Raw genomic sequence first — 23,020 nt, 5'->3', positions numbered from 1 at the left:
GATAGACATTGTAATTTCCGGGGAGCGGCTATGCACGCCAGCTTTGCGCGGAAGCACCTGTGGCCGTGGATTGTGCCTCTGATCGTCGCAGCCTTGTGCGCGGCGATCGTGCCGACGGCGCGGGCGCAAAATACGCTGCGCTACTTCCCCCAAACCCGCCACTACCTGCGCGGGGCATTTCGCTCGTTCTGGGAGCGCAGCGGCGGCCTGGCGACGTTTGGCTACCCGGTAACAGAAGAGTATGTGCGCGGCGCCGACGGCCGGATCGTCCAGTACTTCGAGCGCGCGCGCTTTGAGCTGACGGTCAGCGGCGGCCAGGCGCTCATCAACCTTGGCAAGCTGGGCAGCGAGGCCACCGGCAACCGGATCTTCCCGCAGGTAGCGCCATTCCAAAGCTACAAGGCGCGCAGCTACTTCGCCGCGACGGGCCACAGCCTGTTTGGCGCGTTCAAGGCCACCTGGGAGCAGCGCGGCGGCGCGGCGATCTTTGGCCTGCCGATCAGCGAGGAGATCAACGAGCAGCTGGCCGATGGGCGCTGGCATACCGTGCAGTACTTCGAGCGCGCGCGCTTCGAGCTATGGCCGGGCGGCGTGCGCCTGGGCCTGCTGGGGCGCCAGCTCGCCCCGCCGCAGCTGCTCGAGCCCTGGCCGCCCGAGGCCGCGCCGCCCGGCCCGCTGAACGAGAAGGGCGAGCCGCATCCACCCGCCAGCCCGCCGGCCCCAACCCCGGCGCCAACCTCGCCGCCCGGCAACCCTGGCAAGCTCGGCCTGGTCATCCACCAGGGCCTGGCCGTGCGCGGGCCTGGCGCGATCACGCCGCTGGCCGCGCCGCCGGGCGTTGGCTTCACCTTCACGGCGAGCGGCTACGAGCCAAATGAGCGCGTGGGCGTCTGGCTGACGCGCCCTGGCAGCGGCGGCGTCGAGGCGATCGACCCGCGACTGGTGGCCAACGACGGCCGTGGCACGATTCGTGTAGTGTTTACCACTTCGGCCAACACCGAAGGCGTGTGGACGATCACCGGCCAGGGCGCGAATAGCGGGCGCAGCGTCACCGCGCCATTCAAGCTCACGCGCGACTACGTGGCCCCGCTGGGCACCGCGCGGCCGGCCAGCCGCAATGGCACGGCCGCGCCGGCCGAGGGCGGGCGCAAGACGATCTTCGCGCTCAGCGGCAGCGGCTTCCGCGCGAACGAGGCGCTCGAGCTGTGGATCACCTCGCCCGATGGCGTGTACGTCCTTACATCAGCCCGCGCCGACCGCAGCGGGCGCGTCGGCTACGCGCCGGGGCTGCTGGTGCAGTTTGGCCCGCAGAATCCCACCGGCGTGTATGGCTACCACTACCTTGGCACGGCGAGCGGCCGGCGAGTCGACCTGTATTTTACATTCAACGGCACATAGCTTTTGCTCCAGCGCCAGATACTCACAGGCCCAACACGGCGCGGGAGGTATCAGCTCTATCGGCGAAACACGCGGTGGCCGCGCTGCCACCCGCACGACACTCGAAGCGGAGCCGATACACCTACATGCGGAGCAGCCTGATGCAGGGATATTTGCTGATCGTTGAGAACGAGCTGGATATCGCCGATGTGATGCGGCGCTACCTGGAGTTCGAGGGCTTTGAGAGCGTGTGCGTGGCTACCTGCGACGAGGCGCGCGCGGCATGCCGCCAGCGGCTGCCCGAGATGATCATCCTTGACTGGCACCTGCCCGATGTCGACGGCGACGAGTGGGTCGAGGAGCTGCGCGCCAGCAGCGCCACCGCCGACATTCCGATCATCATGATGACCGGCGGCTACCCAACCCCAACGCTGCTGACGCAGCTGCGCGCGGCGCGCATCCCGCTGCTGATCAAGCCATTCTCGCTCAACGAGCTGGTCGAGTCGATCAAAGAGATGACCAGCCGCGAGCGCGCGGTCGGCGCGGTCTGATCAGGCCGCCAGGCGCGGCTCGTCGCGCTCGATCGCGGCGCGCAGGTCGACGATCTGGTCGCGCAGCTGGTCGCGCTCGTCGCAGGTATGGCGCCGATCGGCCAGCTGCAGCTGGCTTTTGCAGAACGCCAGCTTGGTAGCCAGGTGGTGCAGCCGGCGCACCCGGCGGTAGCGCGGCCAGCCGCCACCCAGCAGCGCGCGAAGCTGGCGGCGCACCCGATCGGCCGGCACGCTCAGCTCGGCGTAGTCGGCCGCCGAGATCACGCCCGCCAGTACCTCTTCACGCAGCTCCTGCTCGATCCAGCGCCGCTCGTTGCGCCAGGCCAGCACGGCCACGGCCAGCACCACCAGCACGCCGCTCGACTGCACCAGCCACGAAGCCAGCAGGCCGGCAAAATGGTAGCGCGTGGCGTAGTTGTGCAGCGCGTGGAACAGGATGGCCAGCGCCAGCCCGCAGCTGGCCGCGCCCAGCCGCAGCGAGCGCGACTCGCGGTAGCGCACCGCGCCCAGCGCCAGGCCCACCAGGCTGGTGAAAAAGGCGTGGTTCAGGCCAAAGAAGATCCCGCGCACCCAGAACAGCATTCCCAGGTTGGTGGCGTAGCGCAAAAAATACAGCAGGTTCTCGGTCATCGAAAAGCCAAAGCCCACCAGCGAGCCATACACGATCCCGTCGAGCGGCCCGTCGAACTCGTGGCGCATGAACAGAAACAGGCCCACCAGCGCCAGCGCTTTGATCGGCTCCTCGACCAGCGCGGCCACCCCCCAGCCCGCCACGTCCGGCCCGATCGTCGACGCGGCCAGCGGCAGCTGCAGGCCCAGCTCGAATACGATCGACAGCCCGATCGCCGGGACTGAGCCCCACAGAAACGCCACGGCAATCAGCCAGAGCGGCTCTTTCTCGTAGCGGTCGAGCCACCAGATCAGCAGGCTATAGATCGCGGTTGGGGCGGCGGCGGCCAGAATAGTGGTAAGCGTTTGCATAAGGAGTCCGGGGCAGAGGCGGCACGGCGAGGCCGGCCCGCGCTGTCGCCGTGCTGTTGCGCCTCTATGTCACGGAGCGGCTATTCCCAGCTCTTCCAGGCGCTCGGGCGTTGGGTCGCCAGCCTCGCTCCAGCCGTGGCGCCGGTAATAATCGCCCAGCAGGTCGTCGAGCGCCGGCAGGTGGCCGGCGGCGCGGCCCTCGCCAAGCGGCGTCTCGGCCCAGCGCGCCGGCAGGGCGTCCGGCGTAGCCTCGCGGCGAGCAAACAGCCGCTCGAGCGTCACAATGCGCTCGCCGAGCCGCGCCAGCTCGCCGCCGGTGATCACCCGCCCCAGCGCGGCGGCGATCAGCTCGGAAAGCTCGGCCGGCATCACCTGGTAGGCCATCAGCGCCAGCCGCCGGCACAGGCCGGCCGCGTCGAGCGCGGCGGCAAAGCGCTCGTGCCAGATCAGCCGCACAGCCTTGCCCTTCACCGCCTGTGGATGCGAAGGCTCGTCGGGGAGCCAGGCCGGCGGCTCGGCCAGCAGCTCTTCATAGGCCATGGCGTAGCGGAAATCGCCGCCGATCGGCGACGAGGCCAGCGCCAGCGCGATCTCGTGCATGGCGCGCGGGTCGATCGCCGGCAGGGCCAGGCCTTTAGCCTGTGGCGCAAACGCCTCGCTGCCGAAAAAAATCTCTTTCATCTCGCCAACGCCCAACGACAGCACGTCGCGCTTTTCGTGGCGCTGGCCCAGCCGCTCGATCGCCCCCAGCACGGCGTCGTCGTCGCCCCAGGGCAGCGTGCCCGAGCGATTCAGCTCGCGCTGCTGGCATTCCATCATAAAGCCGATCGCCGCGCTGGTGGCGGCCACATCCAGGCCCAGCCGCAGGCACAGCTCATTGGCGAGGATCAGCGCGTCGGCATTGGTAATGCCGCACCACGCGCCAAAGCCGGCCAGCGCCTCAAGCTCGGGGTAAGCCATGGGCTCGCCGCTGCGCTTGACGTAGGTGGTGTAGCATGGCAGCGGGCAGCCCTCGCAGCCGCGCGGCTCGCGCTTGCCGCGCGCGGCGAAGACAGCGCGATCCAGCGCAGGCAGGTGCGGCACGCGGCCCTCCTGGCCGTTGCGGCTGGTGAACGCGCCCCACTCGGCGGCATGGCCGCAGTAAAATAGGCTGCCATACTGGCGGATGCCCTCGGCCAGCTCGCTGGCGGCGATGCGCCGCCGGATGCCGGCCGCCACCACGGCAGCGCGCGCGGCGTCGGCCGGGGCGCGCGGGCGGCTGCCGCGCACGGCGATCGCCTTGACGCGCTTGCGCGCCATGATCGCGCCGGTGCCGGCCGGCTCGGCCGGGTAGGTGCCTTCGGCCACAATTGTGCTATAGGCCACGCCGGCCTCGCCGGCCGGGCCGATGCACAGCACTCGGTAGCCATCACCGAGCTTCTGCTGCAGCGCACGCGCCGTGGCACGCGTATCGAGGCCCAGCAGCTCGGCGGCCGGCTGCACGCGCACCTGCGCGTCGTCGATCTGAATATAGCTCCACTCGGCGCACTGGCCTTCGAGCATCAGCACATCGTAGCCGGCGCGGCGTAGTGCCCCGCCCCAGTTGCCCTGCGCCCACGAGTGGCTCATCAGCCGGGTGATCGGCGAGCGCGTGCTGGCGACAAAGCCGCCGGTGGCCGCGATGCCCATGCCCGCGAGCGCACCAGCGCTGAAGATCAGAGGGTTGGCGGGGGAAAGCGGGCCGGTTGCCGGAGCTACGCGATGCGTCAGCAGCCAGGTGGCTGCGCCGCGCCCGCCCAGGTAGTTCCGTTCGATCTCGGGTGGCAGCTCTTCCGACACGGTCTGGCGAGTGTCGAGCAATACTCGCAGCACGCACAGGGGCATAGCGGTTCCCTTGCTCAGGCAAGCTGATATGGTGTGTCAGCGAGATTGTACACCAAGCTGTAGTGCGAATCAATGATGCCACTTGCGCCGCCAGTGCTGCCGCAAGCGCGGCAGCGTGGAGCTTGCCGGCGCGCCGTACACGCGGCAGCAGCGCATCAGGCCGGGCGTTGCCGCACTGGTTCGCCAAGGTAGATCGGCTCAAGCGCGGCAAGGTCGTCGGCGGCGCCGCGCTGCAGACGCTGCCAGGCTAGCTCGGCCAGGTAGCCGGGGCGCCGCGCCCGCGCCGCAGGGGATGGAAACAGCGCACGATCGCCCAGCAGCGCGCGCAGCGCCGGCTCGACCTCGGCGTCGACGTCGCCGCAGAACAGCGCGCGGCCGGTCGTCTCGGCGGCAAGCTCGGCCAGCGTGACATTGCGCGGGCTGAACGACGCGTCGGCGCCGGGCGTTTGCGGCTGGCCGGTGGCATAGCGCTCGCGCCCGAGGCGGATGATCGGTACCGTGACAACGCCTGGCCGCCGGTGCTGATGCGCCAGCGCCTCGAGCGTGCCCACGCCGAGCAGCGGCACGGCCAGCGCCAGCGCAAAGCCCTTCGCGGTGCTCACACCCACGCGCAGGCCGCTCCAGCTGCCCGGCCCGAGCGCAACAGCTACCGCGCCGATAGCGCTGCGAGCACGCCCAATATGGCGCAGCAGCATATCGAGCTGGGGCAGCAGCTGGGCGCTGTGGTCGCGCCCCGACTGCCACGTGCACTCGGCCAGCAGGCCGCCGGCATCGTAGCAGGCCAGGCCGCTCTGGACGGTTGAGGTGTCGATTGCCAGCAGCATAGATCAGAGCTTTGAGCTGTTCATGCCAAATTCGCTTGATTACGTACACTTTGGTGGGGATGGGGCGCGCCGCGCCAGCCTGCAATATCGGACCCGCGGTGCTCGCCACGTCGGTACTTCTAATGCTCGGTGCTCAAGCAGAACAGCGTATCAGATCATGCAAAGGCGGTTTTCTTGAACTCGGCCACCAGCGCCTCGTAGCGCGCGCCGTGCGGCACCAGGCGCAGCGTGCGCTTGGTTTCAGCCAGGTGCTGCAGGTAGATCGCCAGGTGCTCTTGCGGCAGGCGCCCGCCGGCCTGCTCGGCCCACTCGATCAGGCACACGCCGTCGCCGGCCCAGGCTTCCTCAAGCCCAATGCCGGTAAGCTCGTCGGGATCTTCGATCCGGTAGAGATCGGCGTGGAAGATCGGCATGCGCCCGTGCTGTGCGCCGGCGCGATACTCGTTGATCAGCACAAAGCTTGGGCTATTGACCATGTCGTCGGAGCCAAGGCCCTGCGCGATCCCTTTGATCAGGTGGGTTTTGCCGGCGCCAAAGTCGCCGAGCAGCAGCAGCAGATCGCCCGGCCGCAGCAGCTCGCCGAGGCGCTGGCCGTAGCGGAGCGTCTGGGCGACATTGTGGGATATGCAATCCAGCACATGCTGGGACTGAACGGCGTGCGAGATCGACTTCATGCGCTCCATTGTAGCACATGCGCGCCGCTCACGGTACTGGCTGCCAGAGCGCGCCCTGGCGCGGCACATCGCTGGTGGGCGCGAGCGGCAGCGTGGTACACAGCACCAGCCGGTTGTCGGAAAGCTCGGCCAGCGTACGCTGCGCCGCCGGGCTGAAGCTACCGCCATAAGCCAGCAGCAGCCCGCGCGCGACGCGCCGCAGCCGCACCAGCTCGGCGAGATCCTGCACATCGGCCGCGGTGACCAGCCGGCGCGCCTGCACCAGCGCAAGCATTGGCGCGCCTGCGCCGGCGCCAAGCGTCAGTAGCCAGCGGTTCGGGCGCAGCTGGCTGGCGGCGATCACCTCGTAGCCGGCCTGCTGGGCTAGTTGCGTCAGCTCGCGCAAGGAAGGTGCTGCTGTCATTGCGATTCTCACAGTGCGAAAAACAATATGCACATATACGATCGCCGATAGTACCTCGGGCGCGCGAAAGCATCGGAGCTTGTCAGATATCGATTTCATAGAAAAAGGGTTGGCTCTTTTAGTATACCACGTATTGCCAACTGCAAAGCATGTATAATGGAGGCGTAGCTTGAAAGGATTCCAGCGATGCACCAGCATGCCCCCGCCGCAGGCGGCCACGACTGGCTGGCGACCTGGAGCGCAATGTACGACGCCGAGCGCGCCCAGGCCGAGGCGATTCCAATGCCCGGCACGCCCCAGCCCGATTTCTGGGCCGGCCAGGCCACCCGGTTTGCCGCGGCGGCCCAGCGCAGCCAGCAGCCCGACGGCTTCATGCGCTTTGTGCTGCCGCGCCTGCGCCCAGCCGACACAGTGCTCGATATTGGCGCGGGCAGCGGGCGCTACGAGCCCTTGCTGGCCGGCGCCGCCGCCGAGGTGCTCGCGCTCGAGCCCTCGCCGGCCATGCGCGGGCACCTTGAGCAGCGCATAGCCGAGGCGCGCCTGGCGAATGTGCGCGTCGGCGCGTCGAGCTGGCCATCCGGCGACGTGGCCGCGTGCGACGTGGCGCTCGCGGCGCACGTGCTGTACGGCGTGCGCGAGATCGGGCCATTTCTGCTGGCCATGAATGCGGTTGCACGGCGCGAATGCTACCTGCTGCTGGCCCTGCGCCACCCTTCGTCGGTTGTCAGCCCATTCTGGCAGCGCCTATACGGCGAGCCGCGGCTGCCGCTGCCGGGCGCGCTCGAGTGCCTGAACGCGCTGTACCAGCTTGGCATCGCCGCCCAGCTCGCGCTGGTGCCGACGGTCAATCGCTTCAGCTACCTCGACGCCGACGAGGCGCTGGCCGATCTGCGCTGGCGCCTGCGCGCCCCCGCCAGCCCTACCGCCGACGCCACACTACGCGCGGCCATCGCCGACCTGCTGAGGCCCGACGCCGAGGGCCGGCTGGCGCCGCACGAGCAGCCTGGCCCGACGGCGGTGATCTGGTGGGAAACAAAGGAGCTGTGATGTTCTCATTCGCTCTGATCGCCCTGTGCGGCTTGGTCGCGCTGGTGGTGCTGGGGCTCGGCGGCTTCGTGGTGCTGCTGAAGCTCGGCATTATTGTGCGCGAGGCACAGCGCCCGACGTACCAGGATACCGGCAACTACACGCTCGACCAAGGGCGCGAGGTGCGGCCGGAAGACGAGCAGGCGGCCCGTGAGCGGCGCTAAGTGCCGCTGCCTTGCTCTGCCAGCAGCCTCGCGCACGCCATCGCAGCACGCGCATGCGTAACGATTTAATCGAAAGCTTGCTGATCGGCGCTGGCGTCGCACTGCTGGCGCTGGCAGTTCATGCCTGGGCTGATGGCGCGGCGGCTGCCGTACAGCTGCTGGCGCTGGCCCTGGCTGGGATGGCGCTGGCCGGTTTGCAGCTGGCGTTCGCCTACTACCGCGGGCATTCCTCCGGCGAAGAAGACATAGCGCCCGGCCAGCCGCCGCGCGCGCGGCGCAACCAGTTCCTGCGCGAGCTGACGAGCGATTGGACCGGGCTCGAGGATATGCAGCCCGAACGCCAGCAGCCCGGCGATACCCCTGCCCCGCCCGACACCACGCCACCCGATCGGCGGCCTGAGGAATAGCGGCTGGCCGCTGCGCAGGCGCTCGGCCATCCTTTTCATACGCTGTGCCGGTTTTTCCGCGCGGAGCGCGGAAAAACCACCTCTACGGAATGAGGTACCGCTCTGCCGAAGGCTGAGCTCGCCAACTGCGTAAGTCATAACAATAAGGAATTTGGGGGCGGCTTCGCCGCGCCCAAACCCCCACCAAAGTGTCAGTCATCAAGCGAATTTGGTATCAGCCGCGCGCAGCCAGCGCCGCGCGATACGCGCCGGGCGCGACGCCGCACGCGCGTTTGAACACCGCGTAGAACTGGCTGGCCGAGCCAAAGCCGCAGTCCAGCCCGATCGCCGCCACAGACGCGTCGGTGGTGAGCAGCAGGCGCTGGGCATGCGCCACGCGGTGCTGCGCCAGGTACTCCAGCAGGCTCATCCCAAATGTTTTACGAAAGAGCTGCATGGCGTAGTGCGGGTGCAGCCCAACCGCGTCGGCAAGGCCGCTTACGCGCAGCGGCTCGGCGTAGCGCTCGGCGATCAGCCGGGCGATCTGCTCGATCTTGCGCTCGCCGGCCGGGCCGCCGCCTGCACGCCCAGCGCTGGCGGGGGCGATGCCAAGCGCCAGGCGGCGCAGCCGCGCCTCGATCTCGAGCTGCACGATCGCGAAGCGCTCGGGCGCGCCCGAGCGCAGGTCGCGCTGCCATTGCTCGAACAGCGCGCCATCGATCGCTGCGCGCGTGGCATCTTGGCCGCACACCGGCAAGCCCGACAGCACCTGCCGCGTCAGCGCCGCCGGCAGCCGCCAGCTCAGAAACATCCCCAGCGGGATGGTAAGCCAGTGGAGCTGCGTGCCCGGCTCGGCCTGCGCAGCGCGATGCGGCAGCACGCCCCAAAACAGCGCCAGCCGGCCGGCCGGAAGCGTGACTGCCGTGGCGCCAAACAGGTATTCCAGCGCGCCGTGCACCACCAGGTTCAGCTCGATCTCGTGATGGCGGTGATAGTGCGCCATTGGCTGCACGGCGCCGTGGTGCCCGGCCAGCCCAAATGCCGAGAATTCTTCGCTGCCTCGCGCCATAGCTCGCAATCCCTGGGCTCGGCGGGCGCTCCAGGCGGCCCGCGCCCGCCAAAGCCCCGCGTGGCTTCAAAACCGAAAACAATCGCCGATCTGCCCGACCGACCCTGCAGCGTAGCCGGCAGCTCGTGCCGCGCGCCGGCTTGCTTCGCGCCAGCAAAGTGCCTTACAATCCCGGAAAAACTTGGCCAATAGCAAGAAGAAATTCGCAGAGGCGCATGCTATGGTGTGATTATACTCGTGATCGCCCACAAGGAGGAACCCGAATGACCACACTCACCGCGCCGCTGCCATTGCCCGAGGCTACGCCCACCACGCCGCACCACCTGACTCCCGAGCAGATCAACTTTTTCGACGAGCACGGCTACCTGATTTTGCGCCAGTGGATCCCGGCTGATCTGCTGGCGCGGCTGCGCCAGGCTGGCGACGCCTGGATCGAGGATGGGATGCGCGCCGACCCGCGCGAGCCGGGCAGCGAAGATTTTATGTTCGCCCAGCGCCCGGCCGGCCGCGTGATGTTCCGCGTGAACTACCTGCACAACAAAGGCCAGGCTTCCTCGCTCGAGCTGCTGGGCAGCCCGCAGGTGCTGGGCGTGGCCGAGAGCCTGTGCGGGCCAAACTTCGTGCCGACGTACGAGTCGATGGTGTTCAAGCAAGAGGGCGACGGCGAGGCGATTCCCTGGCACCAGGACGCGGTGCACCCGCGGCGCTACCGGATCTTCAACTTCGACCTGTACCTCGACCACTCGCGTATTGGCGCGGGCGCGCTGCGCGTGCTGCCCGGCTCGCAGACGGGCCGCCACGACGTGTGCGCAATCGCCGACGAGCACGGCTGGGAGCACCCCGACGCGCTGGACGTAGAGATGGAGCCAGGCGACGTGCTGCTGCACGACGTGATGGTAGTGCACGGCTCAGCGCGCACCCAGGGCAACGCGCTGCGCCGCACGATCTACTACGAATTTCGCGCGGCCGAGGAGATCGTCGAGGAGGGGCCGTGGGATCGCGAGTGGATCGACCGGCGGCTGCGGCTGGTGCCGCTGGGGCTGGCGCGCCACCGCGCCGCCTACCCCGAGGCCGACCAGTTCGCCTGGGCGATCGACGACGAGTTCCGCCCAGAGAGCAGTGGCGACGAGGCGACCGAGCTGAGAGTCGCCCACGTGGTGCACATGAACGGCTCGTGGTGCAGCGCGGGCGATGCCGGCAAGAAGAAGGAGTAATCGCTGCTCCGTCTGATTACTTTAGAAGCTGTTTGAAAAGGGTGGTTTGGAGGGACTTCGTCCCTCCAAGTATCCACTTTTTCTGGCGGGTGGCGGCCACGAATGTGGCCGCCACCCGCCAGAAGGAAGTGCGAGGGGCTATGCCCCTCGCGCACCCCCTTTTCAAACAGGCTCTTAGGACAAACGCAGTTGGCGCCCTCAACCTTCGGCAGAGCGGTACTTTACATCTTGAGGTATGCGGTTTTTCCGCGCTCCGCGTGGAAAAACCGCATACAAAATGATCGGCATATACCACGCTGCCGCAGGCGAAATGCACTGCTTCGAGAGCCGATCAACGCAACTAGGTAAGTCCTATACTTTTTGTTTGCGATGGCCTGCCCGGCCGGGCAGGCCATCGCAAAAAGAAAGTTCGGGAGCGGCAATGCCGCCCCCGAACCCCAGCATAAAGCAAGCGCTCAGCCGAATGTGATATTACTTCGTGAGCATCGCGGCCGTTTCGGCCAGGCGCGATGTGTAGCCCCACTCGTTGTCGTACCAGGCCGCGACCGACAGCAGGTCGCCCTGGACGGCGGTGAGCGGCAGATCGACGATCGACGAGTGCGAGTCGCCGACGATGCGCGACGAGGCCCATTCTTCCTCGAGCACGCCCATAATGCCCTTGAGCGGCGCCTCGGCGGCGGCCTTGCGGAAGGCATTGTTCACCGAGTCGACCGTCACAGGCTTCTCGGTGAGCAGGTTCAGCTCGGCGATGCTGCCGGTGCGCACGGGGATGCGGTAGGCCTTGCCGGTGATCTTGAGGCCCGGCCAGATAAACGCCAGCGCCTTAGCGGCGCCCGACGACGACGGGATGAGGTTTTCGGCCGCAGCCCACGAGTCGCGGCGGTCCTTCATCGGCTGGTCGGTGAGCGACTGGGTGTTGGTGTAGGCGTGCACCGTCGAGAACAGGCCATATTTCACGCCAAAGTTCTCAATGATCACCTTCACCACTGGCGCCAGCGCGTTGGTGGTGCAGGAGGCCATGCTGACGATCTTGTGCTTCTCGGCGTCGTAGGTCTCGAGGTTGATGCCCGGCAGCAGGAATACGTCGGCGTCGTCGCGCGATTTGCTGGGAGCGCTGACGAGCACGCGCTTGGCGCCGCGATCGAGGTGGGCCTGCGCGCCGGCGCGGGTGGTGGCGCGGCCGGTGCAGTCGATCACCAGGTCGACATCCAGCCCCTTCCAGTCGGGCAGCTCTTTCAGCGCGTCGAAGTACAGGATCTCGCGCCCGCCGATGGTGAAGCCCTTATCGCCCGGCTTGACCTCTTCCTCCCAGCGGCCGTAGTTGGTATCGACTTCGAACAGCGCGGCGAGCGTGGGGATGTCGCGAATGTCGGAGACCGACACCGGCGTGAACAGATTGCGCTTGAGCGCGATCCGCAGAAGCGTGCGGCCGATGCGACCGAAACCGTGAATGGCGACGTTACCCATGAGCTATTCCTCCTAATCGGTGTTTCTATTCCATTCATCCACATCCTAGCTCCAGCTGGGATGGTTACGGATGAAGGTATCGCTAATCGGTGCTTCAGTATACACCGCCTCGGCGATCTGTTGGGTTAAGAGTTTGCCAAAGAACTCGCGCAGCGCCGCAACATGCGGCGGCGCGGGCAGCGGGCAGTTGGCTGCGGCGATGCTGAAGCGCGGGCGCGTGGCTGGTGGCCGTGCGGCCGTCCACGCCCTGTGCGGCTGGGTAGGGGTCAGAACCTCGGCGATGAAGCTACTGAACGCGCAACGTGTTTCAATCGTGGCGGCTATGGTCACTTCCTTGCCTCTGCGGTGGTAGCGCACACTCGGCGCTGGCGGCAGTATACTCGCTTCCGCCCTGTGCGGCAAGCCGGGCAGCGCGCTGGGGTGTGACGGATGTTTCTGCACTTACCGCTGATCAGCGACTTCGCGTTGACGGCGTATGCTCCAGGCTCGCTTCCAGGGATGGTGTGCTGACTTCACTTCTGGCTCGAGCGGTCGCACGCGTGGACACGCCGGCGCTGGCGGTGCCGCTGCTCTCGCTGGCGCCTCTTTTCCCCGAGCTGCAGCGCGTGTCCGGCAGCGTGCCTGCCGGCGAGCGCTCACTTGGCGGCGCTGCTCTCGCTCAATCACCCTCCAGCACTCCTCCCAGCGGTCATTGCACACCGCATTCCGTAGCGCCAGAAGCGGATTGACGTTGGCCTCGGCCCAGTGCATCCCTGCGCCTTGAGCCGGTCTTCGACCACCAGCTTGTTCGCGCTCTCGACCATTCCGCTGCCAATCGGCCAGCCTTCCGCGACAAACCGTGGGTAGTCCATCTGCGCCTGCCGGCTTTCCAAATACGCCAGGCTGCCGGCCACTTCGCTGGTGTCCGGCACTGTCGCCACCAGCGCGCGCAATTGCGGCAGCACCACAGCCGCCCCTGCTCCTTCAGCGCGTGGCGCATCTCCACCAGTTGCGGTGCCGACAACAGCGGCCCGTTTGCTCCGCTGCTCTGGGCGATTGCACTCAGATATTCCGCCGCGTGAGCGAAATCCAGAATACGCAGCGCCTCACCATAGTGCAGATCGGCAAAGGACTGACACCACAGCGCTCCATCGGCGACTACAACCTGGCGTGCGCCTTCCAGTCCGCGTCGGTGCAACTCAAGGGTCGCCAGTTCGCCAAAGCGAGCGCTGTCGGTTCGGCGCGGAAGTAGGACAGCTGGTGGTGTGTACAACCGGGCCATCGGCGGTCTTCTGAGGCGGCTGCACCTCGCCGACCGCGAGCGTGCGCACCTCGGTCCACTGCCCGTGAACGAGCGGGACCATGGCGCCATCGACGCTGAGCAGCAAGCGGTCCGGTGCACAGGGCGGCGCGGGTTGCTCACGCAGGATGCGTTCTGCTTCGCGTGTCTCGTAGGCGACCACCATCGCACCGGCAGCTTCCGTATGCGCTCGCGCGGTATCGGAATGGATCTGGGCACCGGTAAACCAGGCCAGCTCCTTAGCAGCTTTCGCGAATGAGGGATATGGGTGCTGAGCCGAACCAGCGCTTCGTGCAGTCGTGGGGTCAAGCGACCTGGCAACAACCCCAACTCGTCATCGGGGGGGAAAGGCCCGTGCCGAGGCAGGGCAGGTGCCGAGGAACGCGCCAGGTTCAAGGATTGGCCGCCGTGAGGGAGCGTGCGTGTGTCAGTGCCACGGAGGCGAAGCGGCTGGCCGCAATCTGGACAGGTCGGCTGCTGGCCCTCTGCTGTTGCCGCCCAGTTGGCGGCCGCACTGGCGAGCGCCATATCTTCGAGCATACGCGCTCGGACGCGCGCCCAGCGGGTATCTAGTTCGTCCTCGATTTCGCGGAGCGTGGCTTTGGGATGCGCCTGGCGCCATTCGCGCATCGGCCCAGATCTCCTCGGTCATCCGATGCCAGGTGTGCTCGTCAAGCGGGTGATTCATCGCATCGCTCCTAGAGAAAACGTGTCGCGACCTCATCCTACCACCTGCAAGACTTTCCGTCACACCCAGCGCGCTGCTCCTGGCAGCCGGAGGCCTACAGGTCGATGCGCCAGGCAACCTCGGTTGGCAGCCAGCCCAGCGCGTCGTAGTGGCGCACCTGCGGGGCCGCCGGCAACGCCGCCACCAGCTCGGGCACGGGCACCTCGCGGAAGCCCATGCGCGCCCAGAACGCCCCGGCGTCGGTGCTGAACAGGTAGGCGCGCGCGCAGCCCTGGCGGCGCGCCTCGCCCAGCGCGTGGGCCAGCAGCGCCGCACCTATGCCCTGGCCGCGCGCGGCGGCCCGCACGGCGGCGCTGCGCAGCAACACCGCGTCGGCGCCATACTCGGCGCCGATCGCGCCCACCGGCACGCGCTCGCCGTCGAGCGCCAGCCAGTAGCGCGAGCCGGGCGCCAGCAGGTCGTTCGTGCCAAGCCCGGCGCCGCCGATCAGCGCGGCGAGCGCGCGCAGGTTGCCGGCGGTGGCCTCGTGAATGGTGACGTGAGCGCTGGCCATCCCTGGCGTTCTCCGCCTGTACGATCGTGGCGCAGCCCGCGGCGCGCCAGCCGGGGCGATTATAGCGGAACTTCGCCGGCGCGTCGATGCCCGCGGCGGCCCCGCCTTCGGCCCGATTGACAGGCCCCCGCCCGCGTGGTATGCTTTGGCTGTTTGGTCAGGCCGCTTTGTGATGCCGGGGGTTGAGCCATGATTTCCATGCTGGTGCTGCTCGCGCGAGCGCTGGGCTAGCGACACATGGGATGAGTGCGCCCTTTTTCAGAGCAGTTTAAGCTAGAGCGAACCGAGATTTTTCGGCCGTGGGCGCAGGCGCTGCTCCACGGCCTTTTTCTATTAGGAGAACACCATGTCGATCTTGAATGTCGGCGGGCTGACCAAATATTATGGCGCCGAGCTGATTTTCGCCGATATAAGCTTCCAGGTGGCGCGCGGCGATAAAGTCGCGCTGGTCGGCGTCAATGGCGCCGGCAAAAGCACGCTCATGAAGATCATTGCCGGCGTCGAGGAGCCCAGCACCGGCAACCAGCACATGGCGCGCGGCCACAGCCTGGCCTACCTGGCCCAAGAGGCGCACTTCTCGGGCGAGCGCACGCTGATGCAGGAGATGCACGCCGCGCTCGAGCACCTGCTGGCGATGCAGGCCGAGATCAGCGCGCTCGAGCACGCCCTGGCCGACACCAGCGCGCCCGACTGGGAGCAGCGCATGGAGCACTACGGCGAGCTGACCCACCGCTTCGAGCACGCCGGCGGCTACGAGATCGAGCGCCGGATCGAGCGCACGCTCGACGGCCTGGGCTTCACGCTTGCGCAGCACGATCAGCCGGTTGGCCAGTTCAGCGGCGGCCAGAAGACCCGCGCGGCGCTGGCGGCGGCGCTGCTAGCCGACCCCGACCTGCTGCTGCTCGACGAGCCGACCAACCACCTCGACCTGGCGGCGCTCGAGTGGCTCGAGCGCTTTCTGAAGGATTGGGACGGCACGCTGATCGTGATCTCGCACGACCGCTACTTCCTCGACAAAGTCACCAACCGCACGATCGAGATCGCGAATGGCCGCCTCGACGGCGACTACCCGGCCGGCTACAATCGCTACCTCGAGCTCAAGGCCGAGAAGCTCGAGCTGCAGCTCAAGCAGTTCCAGGCCCAGCAGGAGTACATCGCCAAAACCGAAGATTTCATCAGGCGCTTCAAAGCCGGCCAGCGCACCAAAGAGGCGCGCGGCCGCGAGAAGATCCTCAACCGGCTGAAGCACGGCTACCAGGGCGCCAACGGCCAGTGGATCAGCCAGCGCATCGACGCGCCGCAGCAGCAGAAGAAGCTGGCGATCAACATGAGCACCCAAGTGCGCAGCGGCGATATGGTGCTGCGCCTCGAGAAGCTGGAAATTGGATATGCGCTGACGGAAGACGAAGGACGAAGGACGAAAGACCAATCAAGCAGCAATGGCACCCCCGCCCTCCGTCCTTCCTCCTTCGTCCTCATCAAGTGCCCCACGCTCGAGATCTTCCGCGGCCAGCGCGTGGCGCTCATGGGGCCGAACGGCAGCGGCAAGACCACCCTGCTGCGCACGATCGTCGGCGAGCACCCGGCGCTGCGCGGGCTGGCGCGCCTGGGCCACCGCGTGGAGATCAACTACTACGCCCAGGCCCACGAGGGCCTGCAGATGCATGCGACCGTGCTCGACGAGATCCGGCGGATCAAGCCACTGATCAAGGAGACCGAGGCGCGCACGCTGCTGGGGCGCTTTCTGTTCAGCGGCGACGACGTGTTCAAGCGCGTGGGCGACCTTTCGGGCGGCGAGCGCAGCCGCGTGGCGCTGGCCCAGCTGACGCTGATGGCCGGCAACCTGCTGGTGCTCGACGAGCCAACCAACCACCTCGATATCAATGCGCGCGAGGCGCTCGAGCTGGTTCTGAACGAGTACAACGGCTCGATTCTGTTTGTGTCGCACGATCGCTACTTCATCGACGCGGTGGCCGATACGATCTGGATGGTGCGCGACGGCACCGTCGAGGCGTTTAGCGGCAGCTACAGCGAGTACGCCGAGGCGCGCGAGGCCCGCGAGCGCGCCCTGGCCGCGCCGGCCGATCAGAAGAAGGCGAAAGAGACGCCGGGGCCTGCCAACGGCAAACCGCCCACGGCCGCGCCGGTGCCGGCCGTAGCCCCCGCCGCGCAGCCCGCCACGGCCAGGCCCGCCCCGATCGACCGCGAGGCCGAGCGCGCCGACCGCAGGCGCCAGCGCCGGCTGGCCTCGCTCGAGGGCGAGATCGCCATGCTCGAAGACGAGATGAAAAAGCTGGGCGACGAGATGACCGCCGCCAGCAGGGCTGGCGACGGCAAGCGCGTGAAAACGCTCGAGATGCAGTACGCCGACGTGCAGGAGATGCTCAACACGCGCTACGAAGAGTGGTCGGCCACGGCGGGCTGAGGCGCGCCGGTAGTGAATATATCCCACTACGTAGCCATACTGTTATTCGCGCAGCCGCCGGAGTATGCTAGCATGCTATACTAAGCACGATCATTTAGGGAAGCAAACAGTATCCGCGGCCAGCATAGCCGACAGCAACCCGCTGCTGTAGCCTAGGCAACGCACCCGTATTCCCACTCGCGCCCGGAGACGACAATGAACAGCTCGCCCGACCCGGTCTACGAGCGTCTACTCAGCTCGCTCAGCCAGCGGCTTGGCGCTGCGCGAGCCGAGCTCGTGCTGCATGCCGGCGCCGGCGCGCCCCTCACGCCGGGCGCGCACAACAGCGCGGCCGCGCCGGTCGAGCACGCGATCTACGAAGGCGAGCACGAGATCGGGCGGCTGCGGGTGATCTTCGCCGCCGACGCGTCGCCCGGCGCGGCCGGCCGCGCGCAGGCGCAGCTCGCCGCCGCTCTGGCCGCGCTGCTGATCGAAGAGCACCGCCGGATGACCCGCGGGCCGCTGCGCCAGGCCGGCGGCCGCATGCTGACTGTAACCGAAGAAGAACTCCAACGCATTATCCTAGACATACACGACGGCCCGGTGCAGAAGCTGTTCGCGGCGGCGGCGCAGCTGGCGCTGCTGCAGAGCCAGATCGACGCACTCCCCGAGCCCATGCGCGCCACGCTTGGTGGCGCCGCCAGGCGCGCCGCGCAGCTCACCGAGAGCGCGCAGCACGATATTCGCGCCACATTCAGCAGCTTCCGCATGGCCGAGTTTCAGAATCGCCCGCTGCCCGAGGTGCTGCGCGGGCTGGCGCTCCAGCACGAGAGCCTCACCGGCAACCATGTCGAGCTAGCGATCGACGGCCCGATCCCGCCGGTGAGCCTGCCAGTGAAGATCGCACTCTACCGGGTGCTGCAAGAAAGCCTTTCGAATGCCTATCGCCACGCCGGGGTCGATCGGCAAGCTGTGCGGCTCAGCGCCAGCGACGGCTGGGTGGCGCTCGAGATCGCCGACCAGGGGCGTGGCTTTGAGCCACCACCGCTCGAGGGGCCCGGCGCCGCCGAGTATGGCGATCATATCGGCCTGCGCGGGATGCGCGAGCGTATGCATCTCGTCGGCGGCCAGCTGCAGGTGATCAGCCGGCCAGGCCAGGGCACGCGAGTGATCGTACAGGTGCCAAGTGATGCTTAACCAGTCGAATCGCAAAATTTCGGTCATGCTGGCCGACGACCACGCGCTGGTGCTTGAGGGGCTGCGCGGCCTGCTCTCGCGCGAGTCCGACATGGAAGTTGTGGCGACCGTCACCAGCGGCGCCGCGCTGATCGACGAGCTGCAGTATAACCGCCCCGACGTGATAGTGCTCGATCTGCAGATGCAGGACGGCGACGGGCTGTGGTGCCTCGAGGAGATCCGCCGCCATGGCCTGCCGATCAAGATTGTGATCTTGAGCGCGTTCGGCGACGGCGGCACGATCCAGACGGCATGGGAGCGCAACGCCGACGGCTTCGCGCTGAAGACCGACCCGCCGCGCCAGACGATCGCGACCATCCGCAACGTGGCGCACGGCCAGCTGGTGTTCCCGCGCTCGATGCGCCAGACGCCGCCCGAGCCGCGTGGCGGGGTGCTCAGGCGGCTCACCGAGCGCGAGCGCGACGTGCTGCGGCTGCTTTCGGACGGCCACACCAACGCCCAGATCGCCGAGCGGCTGATCGTGCAAGAAAGCACTGTGAAGTTCCACGTGCAGAACATCCTTCAAAAGCTCTGCGTGTCGAACCGCACCGAGGCTGCCCAGGTGTTCTTCCGCGAGATGCAAGAGAAATAGCGCCCTCGCTCCGCAGGCGCGCAGACAGCATGTCTGCGCGCCTGTACCTCTCCTCTTCCCTGCCAAGCTCTGCGCACAACTATGCCACGGCAGAACCTGCAGATTCGGGGGCAGCGCCCGGCCGCCCCCGAGGTGGCATCTGCGGCGCCCTAATTTTCCACTGGCTCGGTCTGCAGGCGGCTAAGCGCGGCCACCGGCGGCGCGAACGGCAGCAGGCGCACGTCGTTGTACTTGCGCAGCAGGTGGTAGGCCAGCAGCAGCTGGGTGATCGCCAGCGGGTCGCTGTGGCGGATCTCGGTGCGGTCGTTGAATTCGCCAAACTCGTCGGCCTGCAGCGGGTGCAGGTCGGGCAGGTGGCGAAAGATCGCCTGCTCGAGCGCGGCGGCATGCTCGGGCGTAACGCTGCCGTCGATCCGCAGGAAGTCGACCGGCTTGCCGTCGGCGCGGCCCAGCTCGAGCCGCACGCTCGAGTCGGGGTTGCTCTCCTCGATCAGGTAGCTCAGGTCGGGGTGCGGGATGGTTGGGCGCAGCGTGAGCTGGGCGTTCAGCTGCGCGCCGGCAGCCTCGGGCGCCACGCCGGCGGATGGGTGGAAATGCACCACAATATCGGCGTACTGGCGCTGCGGCCGAATAAAATCGCGCGAGTCGGGTTCGCGCTTCTCCATCTCGCTGAGCACCTCGTCTACTTTGTAGCCGCGCTTGGTGGTATCGCGCTTGATCTTCCAGACGCGACGCAGATCCTCGGGCGGGTTCAGGTAGACTTTCACATCGTAGAACTGGCGCATGGTGGCGGTGGTAAAGCCGAGCAGGCCCTCGACGATCACGAACTCGCGCGGCTGCACATACTCGGGCCGCACCAGCGAGCCGGTGGCGTGGTCGTACACTGGCTTGAGGATCGGCTGGCCATAGTGCAGGCGCTCGAGGTGCAGCTCGAGAATATCGAGGTAGTTGCAGTCGGGGTGCAGAGCCGTAATATTCAGCGCCTTGCGCTCGCGCCTGTCGTACTTATGATAGTCGTCGGCGCACACATGCGTCACGCGATCTTCACCCAGCAGCTTCACCAGGCCGCTGGTGATGGTCGTCTTGCCGGCGGCGCTATCGCCAACAATTCCCAGAATGATCGGTCGCTGTTTTCTCATACGTGCCTCTTGTGTGTTTCTGAGCGGGCCTCCGCATATATTAAGCTATTTATCGATACCACCCTGAAAAACGCGGCTCTGGCGCACATCGGCCGCGTCGATGCGCGACAGCTCGTCGGGGGCGATCGTGCCGCCCTGCCGCAAGAGCCGGCTGGCCTGGCGCAGCTTGATGCGGTCGAGCGCATTGCGCACGCTGCGCGCGTTGGAGAAGTAGGGCTGGCGCATGCGCAGCTCGAGGTATTCGGCAAAGGCCGCGCGCGCGTCGCCGTCGAACCGATACATCTGCTGCTGCACCATCAGGTCGGCGATTGTCAGCAGCTCGTCGAGCGTGTAGTCGGGGAACTCGATATGGTGGGCGATCCGCGAGCGAAAGCCCGGGTTCGATTGAAAGAACACGTCCATGCGCTCTTTGTAGCCCGCCAGGATCACCACCAGGTCGTCGCGCTGATTCTCCATCACCTGGAGCAGCATCTCGATCGCTTCCTGGCCGTAGTCGCGCTCGTTCTCGGGCCGGTACAGGTAGTAGGCCTCGTCGATGAACAGCACGCCGCCCATGGCCCGCTTCAGCACCTCTTTGGTCTTCGGCGCGGTGTGGCCGACATACTGGCCCACCAGGTCGTCGCGCGTGGCCACCACCAGGTGGCCTTTGCGCACATAGCCAAGGTGGTGCAGGATCTTGGCCATACGGATGGCCACGGTGGTCTTGCCGGTGCCGGGGCGCCCGGTGAAGCTCATATGCAGCGACGGCCGCTCGGTGGCCATGCCCGATTGCTCGCGCAGCCGCGCGATCAGCAGCAGCGATGCGATCTCGCGGATGCGTGTTTTTACCGGCTCCAGGCCCACCAGCTCGCGTTCGAGCTCGGCCAGCACGGGCTGAATGTTCGAAGCCTGGAACGCCGCGTCCAGGTCGATACCGGTTGCCGTCGACTGCACGTGATTGGTCGTCATGGTTGCCTCAGTCGGCAGTCGGCAGCGAGCAGCCGGCAGCGGCATAGACTGCCTGCCAGCTGCTCACCGCCGGCTGCGAGCTACTCGTAGCGCTGCCCGCTGGGTCGGTCGGTCGCGTAGGAATGGATCGTATACTTCACCTGGCGGTCGCCGAACTCCTGGCGCTCGACGCGGAAGCCGGGCTCGTCTTTCGGCCGATTGACAATAAAGCTGAGCGCGGTGGTCTGGCGGCCGTAGCGGCGGTCGTAGCCATTGATACGAATGTAGTGGTTGGCAAACACCTCGCGGCACTTGCCCAGCTCCATCATGATCGCGGCGGCGTCTTTGATATCGAACATCGGCAGGCCCCACATGTCCCAGTAGACATTGCGCGGGTGCGGGTCGTCGGTATACTCGATCGACACCGGCCAGTCGTTATCGAGGCAGTACTGCACCTGCGCGCGAACCTCGTCGTCGTCGAAATCGGGCAGGTATGAGAAGGTTCCCTGTGTAATACGCATAGTATTCTCCTGGCAGCAGCGAGCGGTCGGCAGCCGGCGGCCGGCGCTAAACGGTCGGCGTCACAATCGCATCGGGCGTGTCGGTCGATTCGAAGTTGAAGGTCACATCTTTCCAGACTTCGAGCGCCTTACGCAGCGAAGGCGACCAGCGGGCGGCGCGGGCGAGGATCTCGGGGCCTTCGTTCAGGTAATCGCGGCCGGCGTTGCGCGCCTGGATCATCGCCTCGACGGCGACGCGGTTGGCGGTGGCGCCCTCGGCGATGCCGTCGGGGTGGCCGATCGTGCCGCCGCCGAACTGCATCACGCAGTCTTCGCCCAGCAGGTGCAGCAGCTGGTGCATCTGGCCGGCGTGGATGCCACCCGAGGCCACCGGCATGACGCCGGGCATCGAGGCCCAATCCTGCTCGAAGTACAGGCCCTGTACCGGGTTGGCGGCGAGCTGGTTCTCGCGCAGGGTGTTGTAGTAGCCCTGCACGGCGTTCGGGTCGCCCTCGAGCTTGCCGACGACTGTGCCGGCGTGAATATGGTCGACGCCGGCGAGGCGCATCCACTTGCTGATCACGCGGAAGTTCACGCCGTGGGTTTTCTGGCGCGTGTAGGTGCTATGGCCGGCGCGGTGCAGGTGCAGGATCACGCCGTTCTTGCGGCACCAATTGGCCATCGACTGGATGGCGGTGTAGCCGATCGTCAAGTCGATCATGACGATCACGCTGCCCAGCTCTTTGGCGAACTCGGCGCGCTCGTACATCTCTTCCATGGTGCCGGCGGTGACGTTCAGGTAATGGCCTTTGATCTCGCCGGTGGCGGCCTGGGCCTTGTTCACCGCCTCCATGCAGAACAGGAAGCGGTCGCGCCAGCGCATAAACGGCTGCGAGTTGATATTCTCGTCGTCCTTCACGAAGTCGAGGCCGCCGCGCAGTGCCTCGTACACCACCCGGCCGTAGTTACGCGCCGAGAGGCCCAGCTTGGGCTTGGTGGTGGCGCCCAGCAGCGGCCGGCCGTACTTGTTCAGGTACTCGCGCTCCATCACAATGCCGTGCGCCGGGCCCTGGAACGTCTTGACGTAGTGCGGCGGGATGCGCATATCTTCGAGGCGCAGGCTCTTGAGCGCCTTGAAGCCGAACACATTGCCGATGATCGACGAGGTCAGGTTGGCGATCGAGCCCTCTTCGAACAGGTCGAGGTCGTAGGCGATATAGGCGATGTACTGATCGGTGCCGGGCACCGGGTCGACGCGGTAGCACTTGGCCTGGTAGTGCTCGTGCGCGGTGAGGCGGTCGGTCCACACCACCGTCCAGGTGGCAGTCGACGACTCGCCGGCCACGGCGGCGGAGGCCTCGATCGGCTCGACGCCCTCCTGTGGCACCAGCCGGAATGCGCAGAGGATGTCGGTGGGCTTTGGCTCGTAATCGGCGCTGTAGTAGCCCATATCGGCATATGGCGTCACGCCGGCCGACCAGCGGCTCTTTTTGTCTACACCATTACTCGTACCCGCCATAGCGATCTCCCTTCTGTAGCTGACTGTGCGCGGCGTTGGTCAACTGATTGTTTCTTGGCTGATGGTGTGCAGTATAGCCGCAGGCGTCCGTGAAGAAAATCACCGGAAGGGGAGTGTTAGCGCT

At 66.9% G+C, this 23,020-nt stretch carries 24 protein-coding genes; 10 read left to right on the top strand and 14 right to left on the bottom strand.

All coding sequences use genetic code 11. The features are described from left to right. Positions 1-30: 30 nt before the first annotated feature. Together U0177_RS05305 and U0177_RS05300 are read left to right on the top strand one after the other, a co-directional pair. On the top strand, positions 31-1,398 hold the full coding sequence (locus U0177_RS05305; RefSeq protein ID WP_409569558.1) for a hypothetical protein: 1,368 nt from the start codon (positions 31-33) through the stop codon (positions 1,396-1,398). 140 nt (positions 1,399-1,538) lie between these two features. After that, complete coding sequence (locus tag U0177_RS05300; protein WP_409569557.1) at positions 1,539-1,928, top strand: response regulator; 390 nt, start codon at positions 1,539-1,541, stop codon at positions 1,926-1,928. Here U0177_RS05300 and U0177_RS05295 read toward each other — a convergent pair whose 3' ends face one another. The 5 genes from U0177_RS05295 to U0177_RS05275 form a co-directional block, all read right to left on the bottom strand. Further along, positions 1,929-2,909, bottom strand: a complete 981-nt coding sequence (locus U0177_RS05295; protein WP_409569556.1) for a PrsW family intramembrane metalloprotease — start codon at positions 2,907-2,909, stop codon at positions 1,929-1,931. A gap of 69 nt (positions 2,910-2,978) precedes the next feature. Continuing rightward, complete coding sequence (locus U0177_RS05290; protein ID WP_409569555.1) at positions 2,979-4,772, bottom strand: aldehyde ferredoxin oxidoreductase family protein; 1,794 nt, start codon at positions 4,770-4,772, stop codon at positions 2,979-2,981. A 155-nt stretch (positions 4,773-4,927) separates the two neighbouring features. Beyond that, positions 4,928-5,596 (bottom strand): tRNA (adenosine(37)-N6)-threonylcarbamoyltransferase complex dimerization subunit type 1 TsaB, encoded by a 669-nt coding sequence (gene tsaB / locus U0177_RS05285; RefSeq protein WP_409569554.1) that lies wholly within the window; start codon positions 5,594-5,596, stop codon positions 4,928-4,930. A 155-nt stretch (positions 5,597-5,751) separates the two neighbouring features. After that, positions 5,752-6,270: a tRNA (adenosine(37)-N6)-threonylcarbamoyltransferase complex ATPase subunit type 1 TsaE gene (gene tsaE / locus U0177_RS05280; protein WP_409569553.1), complete on the bottom strand. Its 519-nt coding sequence runs from the start codon at positions 6,268-6,270 to the stop codon at positions 5,752-5,754. A 28-nt stretch (positions 6,271-6,298) separates the two neighbouring features. After that, complete coding sequence (locus U0177_RS05275; RefSeq protein WP_409569552.1) at positions 6,299-6,673, bottom strand: hypothetical protein; 375 nt, start codon at positions 6,671-6,673, stop codon at positions 6,299-6,301. A gap of 186 nt (positions 6,674-6,859) precedes the next feature. Between U0177_RS05275 and U0177_RS05270 the strand changes: the two genes are divergently transcribed. The 3 genes from U0177_RS05270 to U0177_RS05260 are packed head-to-tail and all read left to right on the top strand — an operon-like array spanning position 6,860 to position 8,330. After that, a complete protein-coding gene (locus U0177_RS05270; RefSeq protein ID WP_409569551.1) occupies positions 6,860-7,720 on the top strand; it encodes a class I SAM-dependent methyltransferase in 861 nt (286 codons plus the stop codon). After that, complete coding sequence (locus U0177_RS05265; RefSeq protein WP_409569550.1) at positions 7,720-7,923, top strand: hypothetical protein; 204 nt, start codon at positions 7,720-7,722, stop codon at positions 7,921-7,923. The genes U0177_RS05270 and U0177_RS05265 overlap by 1 nt, the downstream gene beginning before the upstream one ends. 53 nt (positions 7,924-7,976) lie before the next feature. Further along, positions 7,977-8,330, top strand: coding sequence for a hypothetical protein (locus U0177_RS05260; protein ID WP_409569549.1), 354 nt, complete (start codon positions 7,977-7,979; stop codon positions 8,328-8,330). A 214-nt stretch (positions 8,331-8,544) separates the two neighbouring features. Here U0177_RS05260 and U0177_RS05255 read toward each other — a convergent pair whose 3' ends face one another. Then, positions 8,545-9,378, bottom strand: a complete 834-nt coding sequence (locus tag U0177_RS05255) for a helix-turn-helix domain-containing protein (RefSeq protein WP_409569548.1) — start codon at positions 9,376-9,378, stop codon at positions 8,545-8,547. A 263-nt stretch (positions 9,379-9,641) separates the two neighbouring features. On the opposite strand from U0177_RS05255, the gene U0177_RS05250 reads away from it, so the two are divergent. Further along, positions 9,642-10,592, top strand: coding sequence for a phytanoyl-CoA dioxygenase family protein (locus U0177_RS05250; protein WP_409569547.1), 951 nt, complete (start codon positions 9,642-9,644; stop codon positions 10,590-10,592). 471 nt (positions 10,593-11,063) lie between these two features. Here U0177_RS05250 and U0177_RS05245 read toward each other — a convergent pair whose 3' ends face one another. The 3 genes from U0177_RS05245 to U0177_RS05235 form a co-directional block, all read right to left on the bottom strand. After that, positions 11,064-12,059 carry a type I glyceraldehyde-3-phosphate dehydrogenase gene (locus U0177_RS05245; RefSeq protein WP_409569546.1) on the bottom strand — a complete coding sequence of 332 codons (996 nt, stop codon included), beginning with the start codon at positions 12,057-12,059 and terminating at the stop codon, positions 11,064-11,066. 45 nt (positions 12,060-12,104) lie between these two features. After that, positions 12,105-12,389, bottom strand: a complete 285-nt coding sequence (locus tag U0177_RS05240; protein ID WP_409569545.1) for a hypothetical protein — start codon at positions 12,387-12,389, stop codon at positions 12,105-12,107. A 332-nt stretch (positions 12,390-12,721) separates the two neighbouring features. Beyond that, entirely contained in the window at positions 12,722-13,006 is a 285-nt protein-coding gene (locus tag U0177_RS05235) for a hypothetical protein (RefSeq protein ID WP_409569544.1), read from the bottom strand. 110 nt (positions 13,007-13,116) lie between these two features. Between U0177_RS05235 and U0177_RS05230 the strand changes: the two genes are divergently transcribed. Next, positions 13,117-13,290, top strand: coding sequence for a hypothetical protein (locus U0177_RS05230; RefSeq protein ID WP_409569543.1), 174 nt, complete (start codon positions 13,117-13,119; stop codon positions 13,288-13,290). An 830-nt stretch (positions 13,291-14,120) separates the two neighbouring features. Here U0177_RS05230 and U0177_RS05225 read toward each other — a convergent pair. Further along, complete coding sequence (locus U0177_RS05225; RefSeq protein WP_409569542.1) at positions 14,121-14,579, bottom strand: GNAT family N-acetyltransferase; 459 nt, start codon at positions 14,577-14,579, stop codon at positions 14,121-14,123. 346 nt (positions 14,580-14,925) lie between these two features. On the opposite strand from U0177_RS05225, the gene abc-f reads away from it, so the two are divergent. From abc-f to U0177_RS05210, 3 genes are all read left to right on the top strand, one after another. Then, a complete protein-coding gene (abc-f, locus tag U0177_RS05220; protein ID WP_409569541.1) occupies positions 14,926-17,004 on the top strand; it encodes a ribosomal protection-like ABC-F family protein in 2,079 nt (692 codons plus the stop codon). A 195-nt stretch (positions 17,005-17,199) separates the two neighbouring features. Then, positions 17,200-18,180, top strand: a complete 981-nt coding sequence (locus U0177_RS05215) for a sensor histidine kinase (RefSeq protein WP_409569540.1) — start codon at positions 17,200-17,202, stop codon at positions 18,178-18,180. Next, positions 18,173-18,811, top strand: a complete 639-nt coding sequence (locus U0177_RS05210) for a response regulator (protein ID WP_409569539.1) — start codon at positions 18,173-18,175, stop codon at positions 18,809-18,811. Before U0177_RS05215 ends, U0177_RS05210 begins: the two co-directional genes overlap by 8 nt. 149 nt (positions 18,812-18,960) lie before the next feature. On the opposite strand, the gene U0177_RS05205 is transcribed toward U0177_RS05210, so the two are convergent. The 4 genes from U0177_RS05205 to U0177_RS05190 all read right to left on the bottom strand — a co-directional run bounded on the left by U0177_RS05205 (position 18,961) and on the right by U0177_RS05190 (position 22,896). After that, a complete protein-coding gene (locus U0177_RS05205; RefSeq protein ID WP_409569538.1) occupies positions 18,961-19,950 on the bottom strand; it encodes a phosphoribulokinase in 990 nt (329 codons plus the stop codon). A gap of 45 nt (positions 19,951-19,995) precedes the next feature. Further along, positions 19,996-20,898, bottom strand: coding sequence for a CbbX protein (gene cbbX / locus U0177_RS05200; protein ID WP_409569537.1), 903 nt, complete (start codon positions 20,896-20,898; stop codon positions 19,996-19,998). 80 nt (positions 20,899-20,978) lie between these two features. Then, entirely contained in the window at positions 20,979-21,398 is a 420-nt protein-coding gene (locus U0177_RS05195) for a ribulose bisphosphate carboxylase small subunit (protein WP_409569536.1), read from the bottom strand. A 46-nt stretch (positions 21,399-21,444) separates the two neighbouring features. Next, a complete protein-coding gene (locus U0177_RS05190; RefSeq protein ID WP_409569535.1) occupies positions 21,445-22,896 on the bottom strand; it encodes a form I ribulose bisphosphate carboxylase large subunit in 1,452 nt (483 codons plus the stop codon). Positions 22,897-23,020 lie beyond the last annotated feature (124 nt).

The sequence above is a fragment of the Kouleothrix sp. genome (genome assembly GCF_046328425.1).
In the GTDB taxonomy this organism is placed as follows: Bacteria; Chloroflexota; Chloroflexia; order Chloroflexales; family Roseiflexaceae; genus Kouleothrix.
The sequence above is the reverse complement of the archived record's forward strand: the minus strand, read 5'-3'. Positions and strand labels throughout refer to the sequence as shown.